Annotated in this window: 13 protein-coding genes; 6 read left to right on the top strand and 7 right to left on the bottom strand. The window is 41.4% G+C overall.

Going from position 1 to position 15,885, the window contains the following annotated elements; all coding sequences use genetic code 11:
• Nucleotides 1-25 precede the first annotated feature (25 nt).
• Both H7J92_RS05465 and H7J92_RS05460 read right to left on the bottom strand, forming a co-directional pair.
• Nucleotides 26-712, bottom strand: a complete 687-nt coding sequence (locus H7J92_RS05465; RefSeq protein WP_078818016.1) for a DNA alkylation repair protein — start codon at nucleotides 710-712, stop codon at nucleotides 26-28.
• 276 nt (nucleotides 713-988) lie between these two features.
• Nucleotides 989-1,564 (bottom strand): uracil-DNA glycosylase, encoded by a 576-nt coding sequence (locus H7J92_RS05460; protein ID WP_078818015.1) that lies wholly within the window; start codon nucleotides 1,562-1,564, stop codon nucleotides 989-991.
• A gap of 183 nt (nucleotides 1,565-1,747) precedes the next feature.
• Here H7J92_RS05460 and H7J92_RS05455 point away from each other — a divergent pair, with 183 nt between their 5' ends.
• A complete protein-coding gene (locus H7J92_RS05455; protein WP_078818014.1) occupies nucleotides 1,748-2,188 on the top strand; it encodes a cell wall hydrolase in 441 nt (146 codons plus the stop codon).
• Nucleotides 2,189-2,461: 273 nt separating this feature from the next.
• Here the strand turns inward: H7J92_RS05455 and H7J92_RS05450 are convergent, their stop codons facing one another.
• On the bottom strand, nucleotides 2,462-4,078 hold the full coding sequence (locus H7J92_RS05450) for a flavin-containing monooxygenase (RefSeq protein WP_221835808.1): 1,617 nt from the start codon (nucleotides 4,076-4,078) through the stop codon (nucleotides 2,462-2,464).
• Nucleotides 4,079-4,102: 24 nt separating this feature from the next.
• Nucleotides 4,103-5,035 carry an alpha/beta hydrolase gene (locus tag H7J92_RS05445; protein ID WP_078818012.1) on the bottom strand — a complete coding sequence of 311 codons (933 nt, stop codon included), beginning with the start codon at nucleotides 5,033-5,035 and terminating at the stop codon, nucleotides 4,103-4,105.
• Nucleotides 5,036-5,217: 182 nt separating this feature from the next.
• On the opposite strand from H7J92_RS05445, the gene H7J92_RS05440 reads away from it, so the two are divergent.
• From H7J92_RS05440 to H7J92_RS05420, 5 genes are all read left to right on the top strand, one after another.
• On the top strand, nucleotides 5,218-5,907 hold the full coding sequence (locus H7J92_RS05440) for a helix-turn-helix domain-containing protein (RefSeq protein ID WP_078818011.1): 690 nt from the start codon (nucleotides 5,218-5,220) through the stop codon (nucleotides 5,905-5,907).
• Nucleotides 5,908-6,179: 272 nt separating this feature from the next.
• A complete protein-coding gene (locus tag H7J92_RS05435; RefSeq protein ID WP_246602562.1) occupies nucleotides 6,180-7,118 on the top strand; it encodes an urea transporter in 939 nt (312 codons plus the stop codon).
• A gap of 600 nt (nucleotides 7,119-7,718) precedes the next feature.
• The gene (locus H7J92_RS05430; RefSeq protein WP_078818009.1) at nucleotides 7,719-8,696 is read left to right on the top strand and encodes a tRNA dihydrouridine synthase; all 978 of its coding nucleotides are present in this window, start codon (nucleotides 7,719-7,721) and stop codon (nucleotides 8,694-8,696) included.
• A gap of 169 nt (nucleotides 8,697-8,865) precedes the next feature.
• Complete coding sequence (locus tag H7J92_RS05425) at nucleotides 8,866-9,321, top strand: MarR family winged helix-turn-helix transcriptional regulator (RefSeq protein ID WP_078818008.1); 456 nt, start codon at nucleotides 8,866-8,868, stop codon at nucleotides 9,319-9,321.
• A gap of 5 nt (nucleotides 9,322-9,326) precedes the next feature.
• The gene (locus tag H7J92_RS05420) at nucleotides 9,327-10,493 is read left to right on the top strand and encodes an MFS transporter (RefSeq protein WP_246602560.1); all 1,167 of its coding nucleotides are present in this window, start codon (nucleotides 9,327-9,329) and stop codon (nucleotides 10,491-10,493) included.
• A 116-nt stretch (nucleotides 10,494-10,609) separates the two neighbouring features.
• On the opposite strand, the gene H7J92_RS05415 is transcribed toward H7J92_RS05420, so the two are convergent.
• From H7J92_RS05415 to H7J92_RS05405, 3 genes are all read right to left on the bottom strand, one after another.
• Entirely contained in the window at nucleotides 10,610-12,616 is a 2,007-nt protein-coding gene (locus tag H7J92_RS05415; protein WP_221835805.1) for an acyltransferase family protein, read from the bottom strand.
• A 189-nt stretch (nucleotides 12,617-12,805) separates the two neighbouring features.
• Nucleotides 12,806-14,290, bottom strand: coding sequence for an S-layer homology domain-containing protein (locus H7J92_RS05410; protein ID WP_221835804.1), 1,485 nt, complete (start codon nucleotides 14,288-14,290; stop codon nucleotides 12,806-12,808).
• Between the two features lie 84 nt (nucleotides 14,291-14,374).
• A complete protein-coding gene (locus H7J92_RS05405) occupies nucleotides 14,375-15,736 on the bottom strand; it encodes an S-layer homology domain-containing protein (RefSeq protein ID WP_221835798.1) in 1,362 nt (453 codons plus the stop codon).
• Between the last annotated feature and the right edge of the window lie 149 nt (nucleotides 15,737-15,885).

Here is a 15,885-nt window from a genome sequence, read left to right as displayed (position 1 = left end):
ATTGTCATTGATCCATTTAATCGTTCTACCGCCGTTTCATGCTGCGGATTATACTTTTTGATTCCTTGTCTACGCGATACGATTCGATGATTTTTTGCAAGGCTTTGTTATAAGTGAACTTATCTAATGAATTGTTACTCCCCAGATATTCCATTGTCGGTTCAGGAAGCTTCACGTAACACATAGAAAGCGCCCAAGCAACTGCCATTTTGACGTAATAGCCGTCATGTTCTATATGATCCAGTAAAGCGAGCACCTTCCCTATATAAAGCGGTTCAATATAATAGTTTAGAAGCATAACAACTCCAAACCGAAGCTCATAGTCTTTATCCGAAGTCAGATAAGATTGCAAAAATGTCCATACACGTTCTTTATGGTTCTTTGTAACTTTAAGTGTTGTACAAAAACTATCGCATACTGACCAATTATCGATTTTAGGAATAAAAGCCGCTACATATGAAAGTACTTCTTCAATATCAGCATTCACATAACCAATGACCAGTCCCTGCAGCATGACTTCTTCGAAATATTCGTCTTCTGCCGTTTCAAGATATGTACGCCAGTCATCTTTCACTATCCGTTTTGCGAGTTTGCGAAGTTCCGGCATTCGCACACCTAATACATTGTCGATATTCGGGATAAGTGCTGAGGCAAACTTTTGGTAATCCGTGTCGATGCACTCATGTATTTGTTTTCGGATCGTATTTTGCATTGGAACTCTCCTATACTTTAATTTCATTATTTGTAAGTACCAAAATTTGATAACGTTCTTCGATATGTACCAACTATACAAGATAAGCTAAAGAATGGGTCAATATCAACTGCGCGTTGCTTTTCGTTCCAGGCCGACGCTTTACACTCCAAGCGACTGAGAATTACAAAGTATAAAATCATTTATTCAACTTATATAATATTATTATCCGTCAAAAAAAGACAAATTGTTATGTAGACTATGCAGCAAATACGATTATTTGCTGCATCGTTCTTCCTACTGTATTTCATGAAGCTTGTTCGCAACCAACGCTACATCTTCCGCAAGCAACGGATATAGATTCGGCCGGCGTCTCACAGCGAGCGGATGGTAGGCCACGGCTGTTTGATATCCTCTTACTTCATGCCAAGTACCACGTAATCCTTTTACTTCAACTTCTGGATTTCCGAAAAAAGATTGTACGGCAACATTTCCCAAACATAATATAAGTGCTGGCTTTTGTTTGATTAATTGTTCTTCTAAATGTTGCATACAGATAGTTCGAGTTCGCTCTTTATCATACTTTCGTAGCGGTCTTCTTTTTAGAATATAGGTTACATACAGCTGATCTTGATGTAGGCCAGCTTCATAAACCGCTTTCTGTAAAGTTTGCCGTGTTCCGCAAACCATCGGGCTCCCTTCCCGACCTTCGCGAGCACCCGGATTATCGAGAACGATCATGATGGGTGCATTCGAATTCCCTTCACCCCAAACCATTCTTGATCCTTGGCAATAAAGACCGCATTCTTGGCAATCAATCTGACTCTTTGGCGTTGGTTCTTCAGGCCATATTTCGGGACAGAATGAATTCATTTGTTTCACTCTCCTATTGAAATAGAGTTCCACCTTTCGATTGAACTATACAAATAACGATAATTAGATAAAATATATTATCAGGTTTTTAATTCGGCAGCTTACCCTATTTCATTTTAATAAAATGATGTGATATGACATAACGGAAAGCTTTTTTTCATACACTATATTTGGGGTGAAAAAATGCCAAGAGTAAAATACCGAGATTCAGACATTGATTTAATGGCCAGGATGATGAGGGCAGAGGCTGAAGGTGAAGGTAAACAAGGCATGTTGTACGTTGGAAATGTAATTGTGAATCGGGCTATAGCAGATTGTTTAGACTTTAACGACGTCCGATCAATAAACGATGTCATTTTTCAAATACAAGGAGGAAATTATTCATTCGAAGCAGTTCAAAAAGGAAACTTGTTTTATCAACGAGCAAGATCTTCTGAAAAAAAATTAGCGAAGCAGAATCTGGACTATTGGAGAGAACATCCAGCGCACTTCGCCCTTTGGTACTTTAATCCATACGCTCCCTGTCCTCCAACATGGTATGGTCAACCGTTTACTGGCCAATTTAAAAGCCATTGTTTTTATGAGCCAGCACCGGGAACATGTGAGAGCGTTTATATTGGTTAATTGATTTAAACGAGGATCAGTTGAAACAAACAACAAACCTTTACTATTCCTTTGTTTTATATACTACATTCTCATAAATGAAAAGGGAATTTCCTGGTTCCAGGAGTTCCCTTTTTTATGCTCTGTTTTTGATTTTCGGACAACAAACCAAAAACCCTCCAGTCATCAATTATTCTGGAAGGTTTCTTTGTGTGATTTATGGAGATTGTAGAAGTCATTCTGGACTAATTGCGGACTCTTATCTTTATGATGGATTTAAATATTTTCACGATATTATACTGTGTCATAGACCTTTTCAAATTCAAACCCATCATATTGATTGGCCGCCACTTCATCACAAATTTTACGGTAATTATCAAGCCCCCCAACATAGATCACAAATCCTCTTTGAGTTCCATCGATATTGGCTCCTGTATACCATGAATTCGTATGTGGGAATAATGTGCTGTTTGCTATATCATCACATTGCTTCCCCCATGTTATTTCTGCTTGTCTTTGCGCTTCAATCGTTTGTAAACCATTGGACTCAATATAGCCTATACACTGATCTATCCAATCTACATGCTGTTCAATTGCAGATGGCATGTTCGTAAGAACCGATGGACTTTGCGGCCCTGTTATCATAAAGAAGTTCGGGAAATTTTCCATCGTCAATCCAAGATATGTTTTAACTTCTCGTCCTTCTCCCCATTTTTCTTGTATCGTTTGTCCATTACGACCCTGTATATTTAATTTTAAAAGAGAGCCCGTCATCGCTTCATATCCAGTCGCAAAAACTATGACATCACATTCAATCGTTTCATTGCGAAGTTTTACGCCATTTTCTACAATACATTCTATCGGATTGTCTTTTAAAGGAACTAGATGAACATGCTCTTCGTTAAACATCTCATAAAAATTTGTTCCGATAATTAAACGCTTTGTTGTAATATAATAATCCGGATGTAACTGCTTTGCTGTATGTTCATCTTTTATAATTTCATCAATTTTATTTCGGACAAACTGCGAGACTACAAAATTTGTTTCCTTATTGACGCCAACGTCCGGATATACAGCCCCTAACGCAAGTCCTCCTGTTTTCCACACATGATCTAATGTTTCTTTTTGTTTTTCTGCTGAAAATTCTATTGCTGATTTTCCTGTCGTGGACAAGTGTATGCCACCAGGGGTTGTAAAGAAAGCATCTCGAATCTTAGGATAATTGTTAAATGCATCTTCTTGTTGTTCTTTACTTAATGGATGATTACGCGCCTCAGCCACATAATGAGGAGTGCGCATCAATAGCGTGAGCTCTTTTGCTTCCTTTGCTATTTCTTGCATGGTCTGAACTCCGCTTGAGCCATTACCAATGACTACAACTCGTTTACCGGTGAAGTCGACTTTTGAATGCGGCCAACGCCCTGTATGATACTTTTCACCGCGAAATGTATCGACACCTTTAAACGGCGGTATATTTGTCGTGGATAAACATCCAACCCCGCTGATGAAATACTTAGCTTCAAATTTTTCATCTGTGTCAGTCTTAACTTCCCAACTTTTCGTCTCGTCATTAAAGGATGCTTCCGTCACGCGCGTTTTAAATTGAATATCAGGTCGTAAATCAAGCTCGTCTGTGACAAAATTCAAATACTCCAAGATTTCTGGTTGAGAGGCATACCGATCCTTCCAGCTCCATTTCTTATACAACTCTTCGGAAAATGTAAAATTATAAAAAATAGAATCAGAATCGCATTTTGCTCCAGGGTAACGGCTCCAATACCACACTCCGCCGACTCCATCTGCAGCCTCTATTACACGGACAGATAGTCCACGTTCTCTCAGCTTGTGCAGCATATACAGCCCAGCAAAACCGGCTCCTACAACTATTGCATCATATTGTTTAGCTTCCATTCTTAAACCTCCATCCCGAATAATTTATTTCGAAGGTACTAAGCTTAAAAATTTAGCAATTGTATCTACTGTTGTTTTTGTTTCTTCTGCGAAAACCGCCATGTTACTGAAGTAGCCATGAATACTGCCATCTAATTGAAGATATTCTACTGTGACACCCGCCTCTTGTAATTTGTCACGATATTGAACCCCTTCATCTACTAACACATCATTCTCAGCCGCTATAATAATCGTTGGTGGTAAATTGCTTAAATTTTCATGTAGCAATGGGGAAATTTTCGGATGTTTAAACTCTTCTTCATTGTTTATATAGTACTCACCAAACCAAATCATTAAGTCTTTATCCAGACCAAACCCTTCTGCAAATTTTTCATATGATGGAGTTGTAAAATCTAAGTTGGTTACAGGGTAAATCAAAGCTTGCGCTGTAATGGCAGGACCATTATTTTCTTGACTGAGGATCGCCATAACCGCTGCAAGGTTCCCGCCCGCAGAATCCCCACTAACAACTATATCATCCGCGATTGCATTTAATTCAGAAGCATGATCATTTGCCCAGCATAGCGCTGCATAACTATCTTCAACCGGCACAGGAAAGCGGTATTCCGGCGCTAATCGATAATCAACCGAAACGACAACACGACCTGTTTGTTCCGCCAACAAACGACAACCTGCATCAGATGTCTCCAAGTCACCAATCACCCAGCCGCCACCATGGTAATACATGAGTAGCGGGAAAGGACCTTGTCCGACCGGTGTATAAATACGTACACCGATTTCTCCATCGTGTACTGGTATTTTTCGATTTTCAACCTTTGCTACAGGGGGTACCTCGATTCCTTGCGGAGCAGGGACTGCGCCCATTGCATCGCGAACTTGTTGAGCAGTTAAGCTTTGAAGAGTTGGACCACTATAAAATGCCTCCAAATATTGTTTTGCATTGTTTGATAATCCCATTTCGCCAACTTCCTTCCCTATATTTATTTGCATCGGTTTGTATGCAATCCTAGTATAACCAAATTACACTATTGAGAATATTCCGCCTTTTAATTATACTACTTCATACTATCGGTTACTTTTTGGGCTGCGCTACTACTTTTCTATGATGAAACATATCTTTGGATAAGGGGGATGATACGATGCAATTCACTACTTGGACTGTTGAAGAAAAATTACAAAAAGCTTTGGTACTACCATCGCAAGAAGAGCAAATATGCCATATTCTCATGAGTTTTGGAGAGATCTTTGTCGCTGAAAGAATCTCATTCTATCGATTTAGCCCGATTGGTTATGTGGGAGAAGGCGTAGCACAGCTCGAAAATGGAGATCTTCAATCGATCTCCTATATACGAGATGATATTCGTTCATTGCCCGTCGTGAAAAAAGCAGTGACAGAGCGAAAGGCTCACTACTATTCTGGACAAGATATCATTACACTCATTTCAAGCCGCTATAATCGTGACGTACCCTTGCACGCATTGACTGTCGTCCCCATTCACGTAAACAATCTGACCATTGCTTATATCGTCAGCGAATATATGAATCGCGTTCCCCCAACGGATGGACAAACCCTAGAGTTACTGACACATTTCGGCAGTCTAGCTGGCAGAGTATTGATCCAACCTCAAAAGATTTCTCATCCCAAACTAAGCCCGCGTGAAAACGAAATTTTACGAGCCCTTGCCAATGGCTTCTCAACAAAGGAACTAACAGATCTATTATCGTTGAGTGAAGCGACGATTAAACAATATATTAAATCAGCTTTCGTTAAATTGGGTGCGAAGAATCGAGCGCACGCTGTTTCGATTTATTTGGCTCCTGAAATATGAATTCCTACGCCTGATTCATGAAACAAACAGGAATCCCCCAACATTCACGTTTGTTTGAACGATCACGATTGTCAGTGCATAGGCAACTAAATCTCTTCCTCTCCATTTTAAACAACCCGAACTGCAAATAACATGACTAAAAGTTGTTTATAATATCACTTACAAATTCCATTGCAGAAAAACATAAACATTAACTGACATTGGAAATACTGATAAGATGATTATCATAGCTCGTTGTAGGGTAAATGTGGGGAAAAGGGGAATTATTCAACATGAAAAATGAAGGAACAATAGAAAGCGGAAAGAGATTTCCTTTTCTCTTGGCGACGATGAAAGGTATCTCACAAGTAATCCTCATCGAAAATTGGTTGACAGGTTTGCTCATATTGACTGCAATCACGATCACCTCACTGGAGCTCGGCGTGATTGCATTTCTTTCAGCAGCAATCGGCACACTTACCGGACGGATCGGGGGAGGAAATCGGGAGAGCGTAGAAAAAGGACTGTATGGATATAATCCCATGTTGACAGGAATGGCGCTCCTTCTATTCCTGGAAGGTCCCGCAAGCTGGGGGATTGCTTTATTCGGGGCCGTTATTGCAGCCGCGTTTACCGCTTCAATGATGACACTTTTGCAGCCCACCGGCATGCCGACATTAACCTTTCCTTATATCGTGACGACCTGGCTATTATTATTATCTTCGTATAGGCTGGATACGTTCAAATTGACCGATGAAACAGTGCCACAGGATTTATCGCATTGGAAGCTGGAAATCGCCGGGAAAATCCATTGGCCGAGCGCTTTCCTTGATGGAGCCGGTCAGATTTTCTTCTTGCAAGGTATGGCTGCCGGATTACTGATCTTTATTGGAATTTTTATTACGGGATGGAAGTTAGGGCTATACGCAGTCGCTGGTAATATAATCGGCATATGCGCTGCATACCTCCTTGGAGCAGAACATTTGCTCATCGATGCCGGGCTGTACGGCTACAATGCTATTTTGACAGCACTCGCGGTCGGCGTCGTATTCCGTGAAGGGACAAACCGGCTGGCGCCTTACACTGCTATCATTGGTTCCATTTTGACAGTGCTATTCATTGCAAGTATCGATACCGCTCTTTTACCGTTCGGATTGCCGGCTTTGACCATGCCATTCGCTCTAAGCACATCGATTTTTATCGGCGCACGAAAAATGATGCAACAACCCTGACGACCCCTTTAAACTTATTTCAATTACACAATGGTCAAACAGGTTAGCAAGCCGATAAATATGATTTAAACGCCTGCGCAACATCAAACACGAATGTTTAAATTGTAATGTTTGTTTTCTTGAGCAAACTAATCTAAACAAGATAAAAAGACCGTCGATGTCTTCACATCAGACGGTCTTTACAGGTTTCTACAACTTGCCTGTCACAGAAGAAATTATCTAACAAGCATCGTCCTCTAAAGCTCTATACGATTTTCTATCTTGCATATTGAATTTCACTTTATAGTGCAATAGCAAATGTCCTAATTCATGCGCCGAGTCGTTTCTCCTAGTAGATGATTTTTTAATGGCCTTCACATAATATAAGGTTGATCATCTTCTGTCCAAAGACTATACGCATCAATGGTTTTCCCAACTTCTTACTGTCGTCACATAAAAAACATGAAATACTGCCTGTTGCTATATCGCTTAAACATGCTTGAACGTAGTATAATAGTTCATTCAGGGTCGCCAATCGAGTAGTCACGCTGATCCTACACGATTAGAACCTTCCGGAATCCGGATTGGTCAATGAAATGAATGAATTTAGGAGGATAACAAATGAGTAACGAGGATAATTTCTGGCTTGATTTGCCGAAGCCGTTTTTTATATTGGCACCAATGGAAGACGTCACGGACGTGGTGTTCCGCCACGTCGTCAGTGAAGCAGGAAAACCTGATGTATTTTTCACGGAATTTACGAATACGGAAAGTTATTGCCACCCTGACGGAAGAGACAGTGTGCGGGGCCGGTTGACCTTCACGGAAGACGAACAGCCGATTGTAGCGCATATCTGGGGAGACAAGCCAGAGTATTTTAAGCAAATGAGCATCGATATGAAAAAACTCGGTTTCCGTGGCATTGATTTAAATATGGGATGCCCGGTACAGAACGTTGCGGCAAACGGAAGAGGAGCCGGTTTAATACGGCGTCCTGAACTAGCGGCAGAAATCATTCAAGCTGCAAAAGCCGGCGGGTTACCGGTCAGTGTAAAAACAAGATTAGGTTATATCGAAGTGGACGAGTGGCGCGATTGGTTGGGACATGTGTTAAAACAGGATATCGCGAACCTTTCCATTCACCTTCGTACGAGAAAAGAAATGAGTAAGGTCGATGCACATTGGGAATTGATTCCTGAAATCAAAAAAATGCGAGATGAGATTGCACCAAATACATTGTTGACGATTAATGGAGATATTCCAGACCGCGCAACAGGATTAAAATTAGTAGAACAATACGGAGTCGACGGTGTCATGATCGGCCGCGGTGTGTTCACAAATCCATTTGCTTTTGAAAAAGAACCGAGAGAACACAGCGTGAAAGAACATCTGGACTTATTGCTCCTGCAATTGGAGCTTCATGACAAATATTCAAATGAAATCGGACCGCGACCATTTAAACCGCTTCTACGCTTCTTCAAAATCTATATACGCGGATTCAAAGGAGCAGGCGAATTAAGAAACCAATTGATGGAAACCAGAACGACGGATGAGGTACGCCGTTTAGTGAGACCGTTTTTAGAAATAGAGGAAGAATGAATTAAGCAGCGAAGGTACTTGCCCCGTAAACAATCTTGAATTGTACGGGGCAAGTACCTTTTTTAATTGACTTCCCTCAAACAACCCCGTAGTATATTAACTGTTTACAACACATTTACTTTAATGATTAAACAATATAATAATTAAAGTAAATAGAAGGAGCATATATATGGAACGGCATATTCATTTTCAAGACTTTGAAAAATGGTTTTGGCAATTATCCAGGAAAATGGAGAACGTATGGAAAGACATTTATACAAAAACCTTTCCTGGCTCACAATCTCGCATAATGTACTTACTTGAACAAAACGGGCCATTGCGAATGTCCGACCTGGCAAACGAATTACATATTACTGCAGGTGCTGTCACGACCGCTTCCAATATCCTTATTAAAAATGAGTATATTATGCGGATTCGAAATGAAGAGGATCGGCGTGTCGTCCATTTAGATTTAACGGAAAATGGGAGAAGGAAATTAAATGAACTGCGGGAGACAGGAAAAGAGATGATGAAACTTGTATTCAAAGACCTGTCAGATGAAGAGCTAAAAAATATGCTTGCCGCTTTCAAACAAGCCTCCGCCAACATAGACTCTATGCAGGATCCCCAGTTTCAAAGGAAGTGATGTATATGACAAGAACCAAAATGTTGAAACCGACCATTTTATCGATCTCCATGGCTACTGTCATGGCGGGCGCAGCCATCTCCCCTGCGCTCGGCCTGATTGCTCAAGCCTTCCCTGAAGCAAGTCCAACGATGATTAAGCTCATCTTAACGGCTCCGTCAATCATGATCATCCCTTTTTCATTTCTATCGAGTTATTTAACATCCAAAATAACAAAACGGATGATTATTTTGATTGGTCTGTTGATTTATTTAATCGGCGGGATCGGCCCGCAATTTGTCTCAACTATCGAATCCATATTAATGCTGCGGTTAATTTTAGGGGCAGGTGTCGGACTCGTCATGCCGTTGTCGATGACATTGATTAATGATTATTTCATCGGCAGAGAACGAACGAAGATGATGGGGTTTAATTCCGCCTTCAGTAATTTCGGTGGGATTATCACGATGTTGCTGGCAGGATGGCTCGCTACTTTCAGCTGGCGTGTTCCATTTAATGTCTATTGGCTAGGGCTTTTCATTATCATTTTAATATTCTTCTTTTTACCGAAAGGGGAAATTCAAAAACCGCAATCACACGAAAAGAAGGTAAAACTTCCTCTTGCGGTATACGGCTATGCGCTCGCAATGGGCGGTGTGATGCTTGCTTATTATTCAATCGCCACCAATATTGCGCTCTATTTAGAGCAGAGTGATTTGGGTGATGCCGCTTTAGCGGGAACGATTGTATCATTCACAACTGTCGGCGGAATGATTACGAGTTTACTTCTCGTTCAAATTGAAGTTATTTTCAATAAATTTGTCATCCCTGTTATGCTCTTTGGGATGGCTGCCGCTTTTTTATTTCTATCTTTCACGCACAGCATCCCGCTTATCATAGTAAGCGTTTGTTTGATTGGATTCGGCCAGGGTGCTATATTTCCGACTATTATCTTACAAGCACTCAACCAGGTAAAGCCGTACCTGGCAGACCGCGTAATCGCCTGGACGTCCAGCATGACATTTTTAGGTCAGTTTTTATCGCCAGTTATCCTGGACGGCATCGGTAAAATGGCAAACCAGGGAAGCATCCGATTTCAATACGGCGTACTTTCCGCATCGGTTTTGTTTTTTGTTGTGTTAAGTATATTTTTAATCGCAAGGAACCGGAAACAAGATTTTTCTGTAGAATGAGATACATCTAAACAATTTTGTTGAATTTCTCCGCGACGAATTCCATGCAAATCAAAAAGCAGGCATGCCTGCTTTTTGATTTATCCTTATTCTGTTAACTAAAGTATCAGTTATCTCTACATTGATAGATGTACCTTTTTAAATGCCTGCTCCAAAGGATCCCTCAAAGCGGGGGCCAACGACTTTGAATACTCCGCTGTAATATGGTTATTATCTCGATATACAATAATATTCCCAATGACTGGATAGCATGTCTTATCATCACAGAAGTAATCCGTCAGGTCGGCAAAAATGACATTGGAAGGTATACCTTCTGTGTTTTCCCATGGCACGACCTCTGATACGCCGTCTGACCTGTCGATTGCACAATCCAATGGACTTCTCGCACTTTCTAAACAGGCTGGTATTTTCTTTTTCATGCGGGGATTGTCGCGCACCGCAAAAATCTTCGTAATCCCTTCGAGTTCTTTCCATTGATTGATATAACCAAGCGGCACTTTGTCGCGTTTATTTAAAGTCGCTGTAGTGAATATCAAATCAGGTGGTTCCTCTTTTAATTCCTTGATCAAATTTTCATTCCACTCTAGGCACGTTTTGGTTAAATGATTTTCAGGATCTTCGTCGGTAAATCGGCAACCGTCATGATTGTACAGATCGATCCGAAAATTCAGCTCTTCCGCCACTATTTCAAGCGCTGGAAACCAGTGTCCTGAATGAGAGCCGCCTACTAAGGCAAGAACATAGTCAGGTTTGTCTAAAACACCATACGAACACTTTCTCACCTCAGTACGATCTTGACCGAGACATTCCGTATCCTCATAGAAACTCGGAAGATCCGTCTTAATTGCCAACGGAGAAGGAATCAAATCAAGTCCTTCCGGTGGTTTAACATTATACAGAATCGATTTGGCTCCTGGATAATCTTTATCGTTCTGGGTCAAATTGAGCATGCTCGCCTGTGTTTTCTGTATATACATGGAAATGGAAAATATCGAGCTAGCCGCGAAGACTAGCAAGATGCCTAGCACTGTCACGAAATTCCCTTTCTTCTTATCCCATTTCATCATCAAAAAGGGGGTTTCTAGCTGCTTAGTGGAAATGATGGACAATAATAACGTGAACAACAGGATGATAATCCCATCTAGGATCGGAACCGTTGTCGTTTTCATAAAAGCATGGTAGAAAATCAGCAACGGCCAATGCCATAAGTAAATACCATATGTAAGACCACCCAAATAGGTAAGAGGTTTTGAGCCTAGTAGACGATCTACTCCCAGCTTGGTATTGTTCTCTGTTGAAATTAAAATGAATAACACACCGCTAATTGGAACTAAAGCCAAATAGCCGGGAAACACAGTCGACACCGGTAACAAGATGCCTGTTAGACAAATAATCGCCAGCCCGCCCCATCCAAGAACGGTGTTGAACCATTTATTGAAAATCAGATAAGGTGAAATTAAGGCGAAGATCCCACCTATGCTAAATTCCCACATCCGTGCGAACGTATCGAAGTATGCCCATGGTTGATTGATATGTGTCTGGTAAACAGAATAAGCCAGTGAACCAGCGAAAACGACAAGCTGCGCTGTAAGAAACGTTTTACGCACAGGTGTTTTCAAGACTTTTTTCGCGATAAAAAAGACGAGACAGATAAAGAGCGGCCAAATAATATAAATTTGCCCCTGAATACCAAGTGACCAATAATGTTGAAATGGACTTGCGGAATTCTCTCGCGCCAGATAATCCACCGAATCAAATGCCAGCCGCCAATTTTCATAATAAAATGTTGAGGCCGCCATATGCGCGATGATTTCGCTCCATTCAATTTTCGGCAAAAATACGAGACACATAAATCCGATGACGATCGAGACGAACAATGCTTGAGGGAACAACCTTCTCGCAATGCCTAGTATGAAATCGAAAAATTTTACGGATCCGGTTTTCTCGATCCTGGACAAAAGGGATAAAGTGATGAGATAACCCGAAATGATGAAAAATATATCGACTCCACCGGATACTCTGCCTAGCCATATATGATAAACAGCGATGAGCAGAGTCGCGATGGTCCGTACGCCTTCAATCTCTGGTCGAAATCTTTTTTTGGTCAATTTTAAATCTGTCATACGCTTTCTCCATCCTATTAACTCTGATACCTAGCCCCTGCGCTAGTCAAACACTATTCTAAAATGCATACACTCTTAAATGAACCTGTTTCATTTGCTTGAAAAAAGAATGTGACGCTTGGCATTTCATAGACCAACATAGATTTTACGCAATTGTGCAGACTAGATACTATTTTGTTTCCCCTTCTATTACATATGTGTGTCCATCAATTCATAGATCTCGACTTGAATAATGGGACCCATTTCTTGAACGCGAACATGGAGTCCCATCAGATCAAGTTTTTTATGATCGGGCAGCTTAATTTCAACCGCTCCTGCTTTCTTCCCTACAACATGGAACATATTACTGCCCTCGTCTCTAGTGATTTCAGCGATCTGCTCGGAGCCTTTCGGCAGTATATGCTTTCCTATATCGTAGTTTGCTCCCAAATCCAATGACGCGTTCGGTCTTTCCTCCAATACTTTAAAACTGAATTTAAAACTTGGAGCTGAACTTACCGCTTCTAATCCGTACCGTACTTCCTTTCCGTCTTCAAAACGGATAGTAGCGATGTATCGACCCGGCTGATCAATCACAATATGGACGTTGCGATACTTCCCTTCACTATCGGTCTCATCGTTGTCGACGCAATCTGAGGGACTGAACGAAAGACATTTCGTGAACTTCATATTATCGGTAATCTTCTTTCCGTCCATCGTGGAAAGGGAAATGTTTTGGACAGGTTCTTTATTCTCCACACCGATCGCAACCGGCGAAGGAAGAAAATCTTCTGTTCGCTCTAACTTCAGCTTCAGTTTTCCGTTTACTTCTTTGACATGTACATAATATTTCCGATAAAATTTCTTATCCGGATTTCCTGAATACACCAATGCGGCCTTGAATGTACCGTCCCCTTCTTTAAGTGGGACTAAATGGATTCTATCTGTTACACCACCGGTTGGTTTGTTTTTTCCTTCCACAGCTTGGTAGATACCGGTATCCTTATGATTGGAATCATACATTTTAAATTGATCCCAACCGAAGTCGCTAGCCTTCACCGTAACAATCTGTGACTTCGCTTCTTCCGTTGCTTTCATCATTTTGGCCGCTTGTCCTCTTGTGATAGATGTGTTCGGGCTGAATCTGTCAGGAGATGTTCCTGTAGTGATACCAAGTCTATAGATTGTCAGAATGTTCGGGTCGTGGCCTACTCCTCGGTGTACATCTTCGAATGGACTTTTATATGAATTGAAGTTATAGCGCGGCAAATCGAACGCTTTGACAAGAATCGAAGCCATCTGCGCCCGTGTGATGGGATCGTTCGGACCAAAACGTCCATCTCCATAGCCGCTGATGATGCTTTTTTCTGCCATGGCTGCAATTGCTTTGTAGTAGCCATTCGCTTTCGGAACGTCTTTAAATCCTGGATCCTTCAATTTCGAAGTATCTAATTTAATAAGCTTTGCAATAATGGCAGCTGCCTGTCCTCGCGTGATAGAGTTTCCGGGTTTAAATGTACCATCCGGATAACCTCCGATTATATTACGTTCTGCCAGGTCATAAACTGCTTCCGCAAAGTGTTTTAACGGCGGTACATCTGAAAAATGTTTTGTACTTGTTGCGAATGTGCCCGATAAAGGCAAGCTGCATAGGAGCAATAACGCACCGATTATCATAAGTAGTTTCTTTCTCATTCGAACTCTTCCTTTCGTTGGTGCCTGGCTCCCGCTACAGTCCGCATGCTTTCCTCGAATTATAGCGAGACCTGGCATTCGAAGTTATTTCTTCAGCGTATGTGTCTTTCCTTTCGTGTCTGTCACGATCAGCTGCGTTTCCGTAACCCGCATGTCTTCCCCAATGACATTCGAAAGTTTGCTAGTCTTTTTATCAAGCAGACTGTACTTATAGACCCCTTTTTTATTGAAGTAATACATTGTGGAATGATCAAACAGTACAGATTTATTGTTTTGGTTTACCTGTACATGATTGGGTGTAAATGCCACATTATCAAAGATTACACGCGCATCAAAGCCATATTCTTTCTTCTTGTCGCTGCCGTCCATCGCTGTCGAATAAAGGACGAGCGGGTCATCTATAACAGGTTTATCGGGGTTAAATGTATAATCGAAATAGCGCTCTTTATTCTTCTCATTTGTATAATAAATTCGGTCATTCCAAATGAACATATTGCGGAATGTGTAACCATACGGCTGATTCATCAACACTAGATTCTGACCGTCTGTTTTCACTTTCATCAACCCGTACGCGATAGGTAGTTCGCTCATCTCTCCGACCGCTGACCAATAAGGAATGAAGATTTCGTCATTGTATACGATGAGTTGGAAACCTTTCAGCAAGTGCACTTGGAATGTATCATCGCTTGGGATATTTTCTGGAATTACAATGGCTTCGCGTTTGCCTGTCTTTAAATTCTCCTTAAACAACTTGGAATTATACCCTTCTTTAGCAATAGTGTACGAGAATCCATTCTGTTCAACCGTCTTGCCTTTTACGCCGACATATGAATGATAGGCGCTGAGTTTCTGCGAATCATCGAGCGCTCGTACGAGAAATGCTGAGAATTGGGCGCGTGTAACGTAATCTGCCGGCATATATTTACCTTTCGAACCACCAGCAACCCGCTGTTTCGCGATTCCATTAATATCCTGATAAGCCCAGTGAGCCGGAGTTACGTCAATAAATGTTGCCTGTTTATCGAGTGGCATATTAAATGACCGGCGCAGAATCGCGGCCATCTGTGCACGTGAAGTTTTCTCTCCGGGACGTATATAGCCGTTATCGCCGCGTAAAATTCCTAGCTCATTCATTGTCGCTAAGACCTGATAGTGAGGAGATGTTTTCGCCACATCCTTAAATTCAGTAGACGTATCCTCCGACAGCGAAAGCTTCAGTGCTTTGGCAAGCATGGAGGCTGCCTGTACCCGCGTGATCGGCTGATTTGGTTTGAACGTGCCGTCCGGATAGCCGCCAATAATATTGCGGTCGGATAAATATAGGATTTCTTTCTTTGCCCAATGCGTATCTACATCTGAAAATTGAGCAGCTGCACGCGCTTGGATTGGAGCAGCTGAGGTAACGAGTAACAAAGTCATCAATGCAGCAATAAATTTACTTTTCATTTGATAGTCTCCTTTTAAAGTTATTTGCACTAGAACGTATCAAGATTGAATTTCGCACGGATATCTCCATTTAATCACGGTGAATGTGTGGAAAACCAAGTTGGCGTGCCAAAATGGCGAGCGGTTGGTTGACGGCTTCTATTTTTGAA

Origin of the sequence: Sporosarcina aquimarina, from assembly GCF_019748715.1 — a bacterium.
GTDB lineage: Bacteria > Bacillota > Bacilli > Bacillales_A > Planococcaceae > Sporosarcina > Sporosarcina newyorkensis.
Note: the sequence above shows the minus strand (reverse complement) of the source record. Positions and strands in the feature narration are given on the sequence as shown.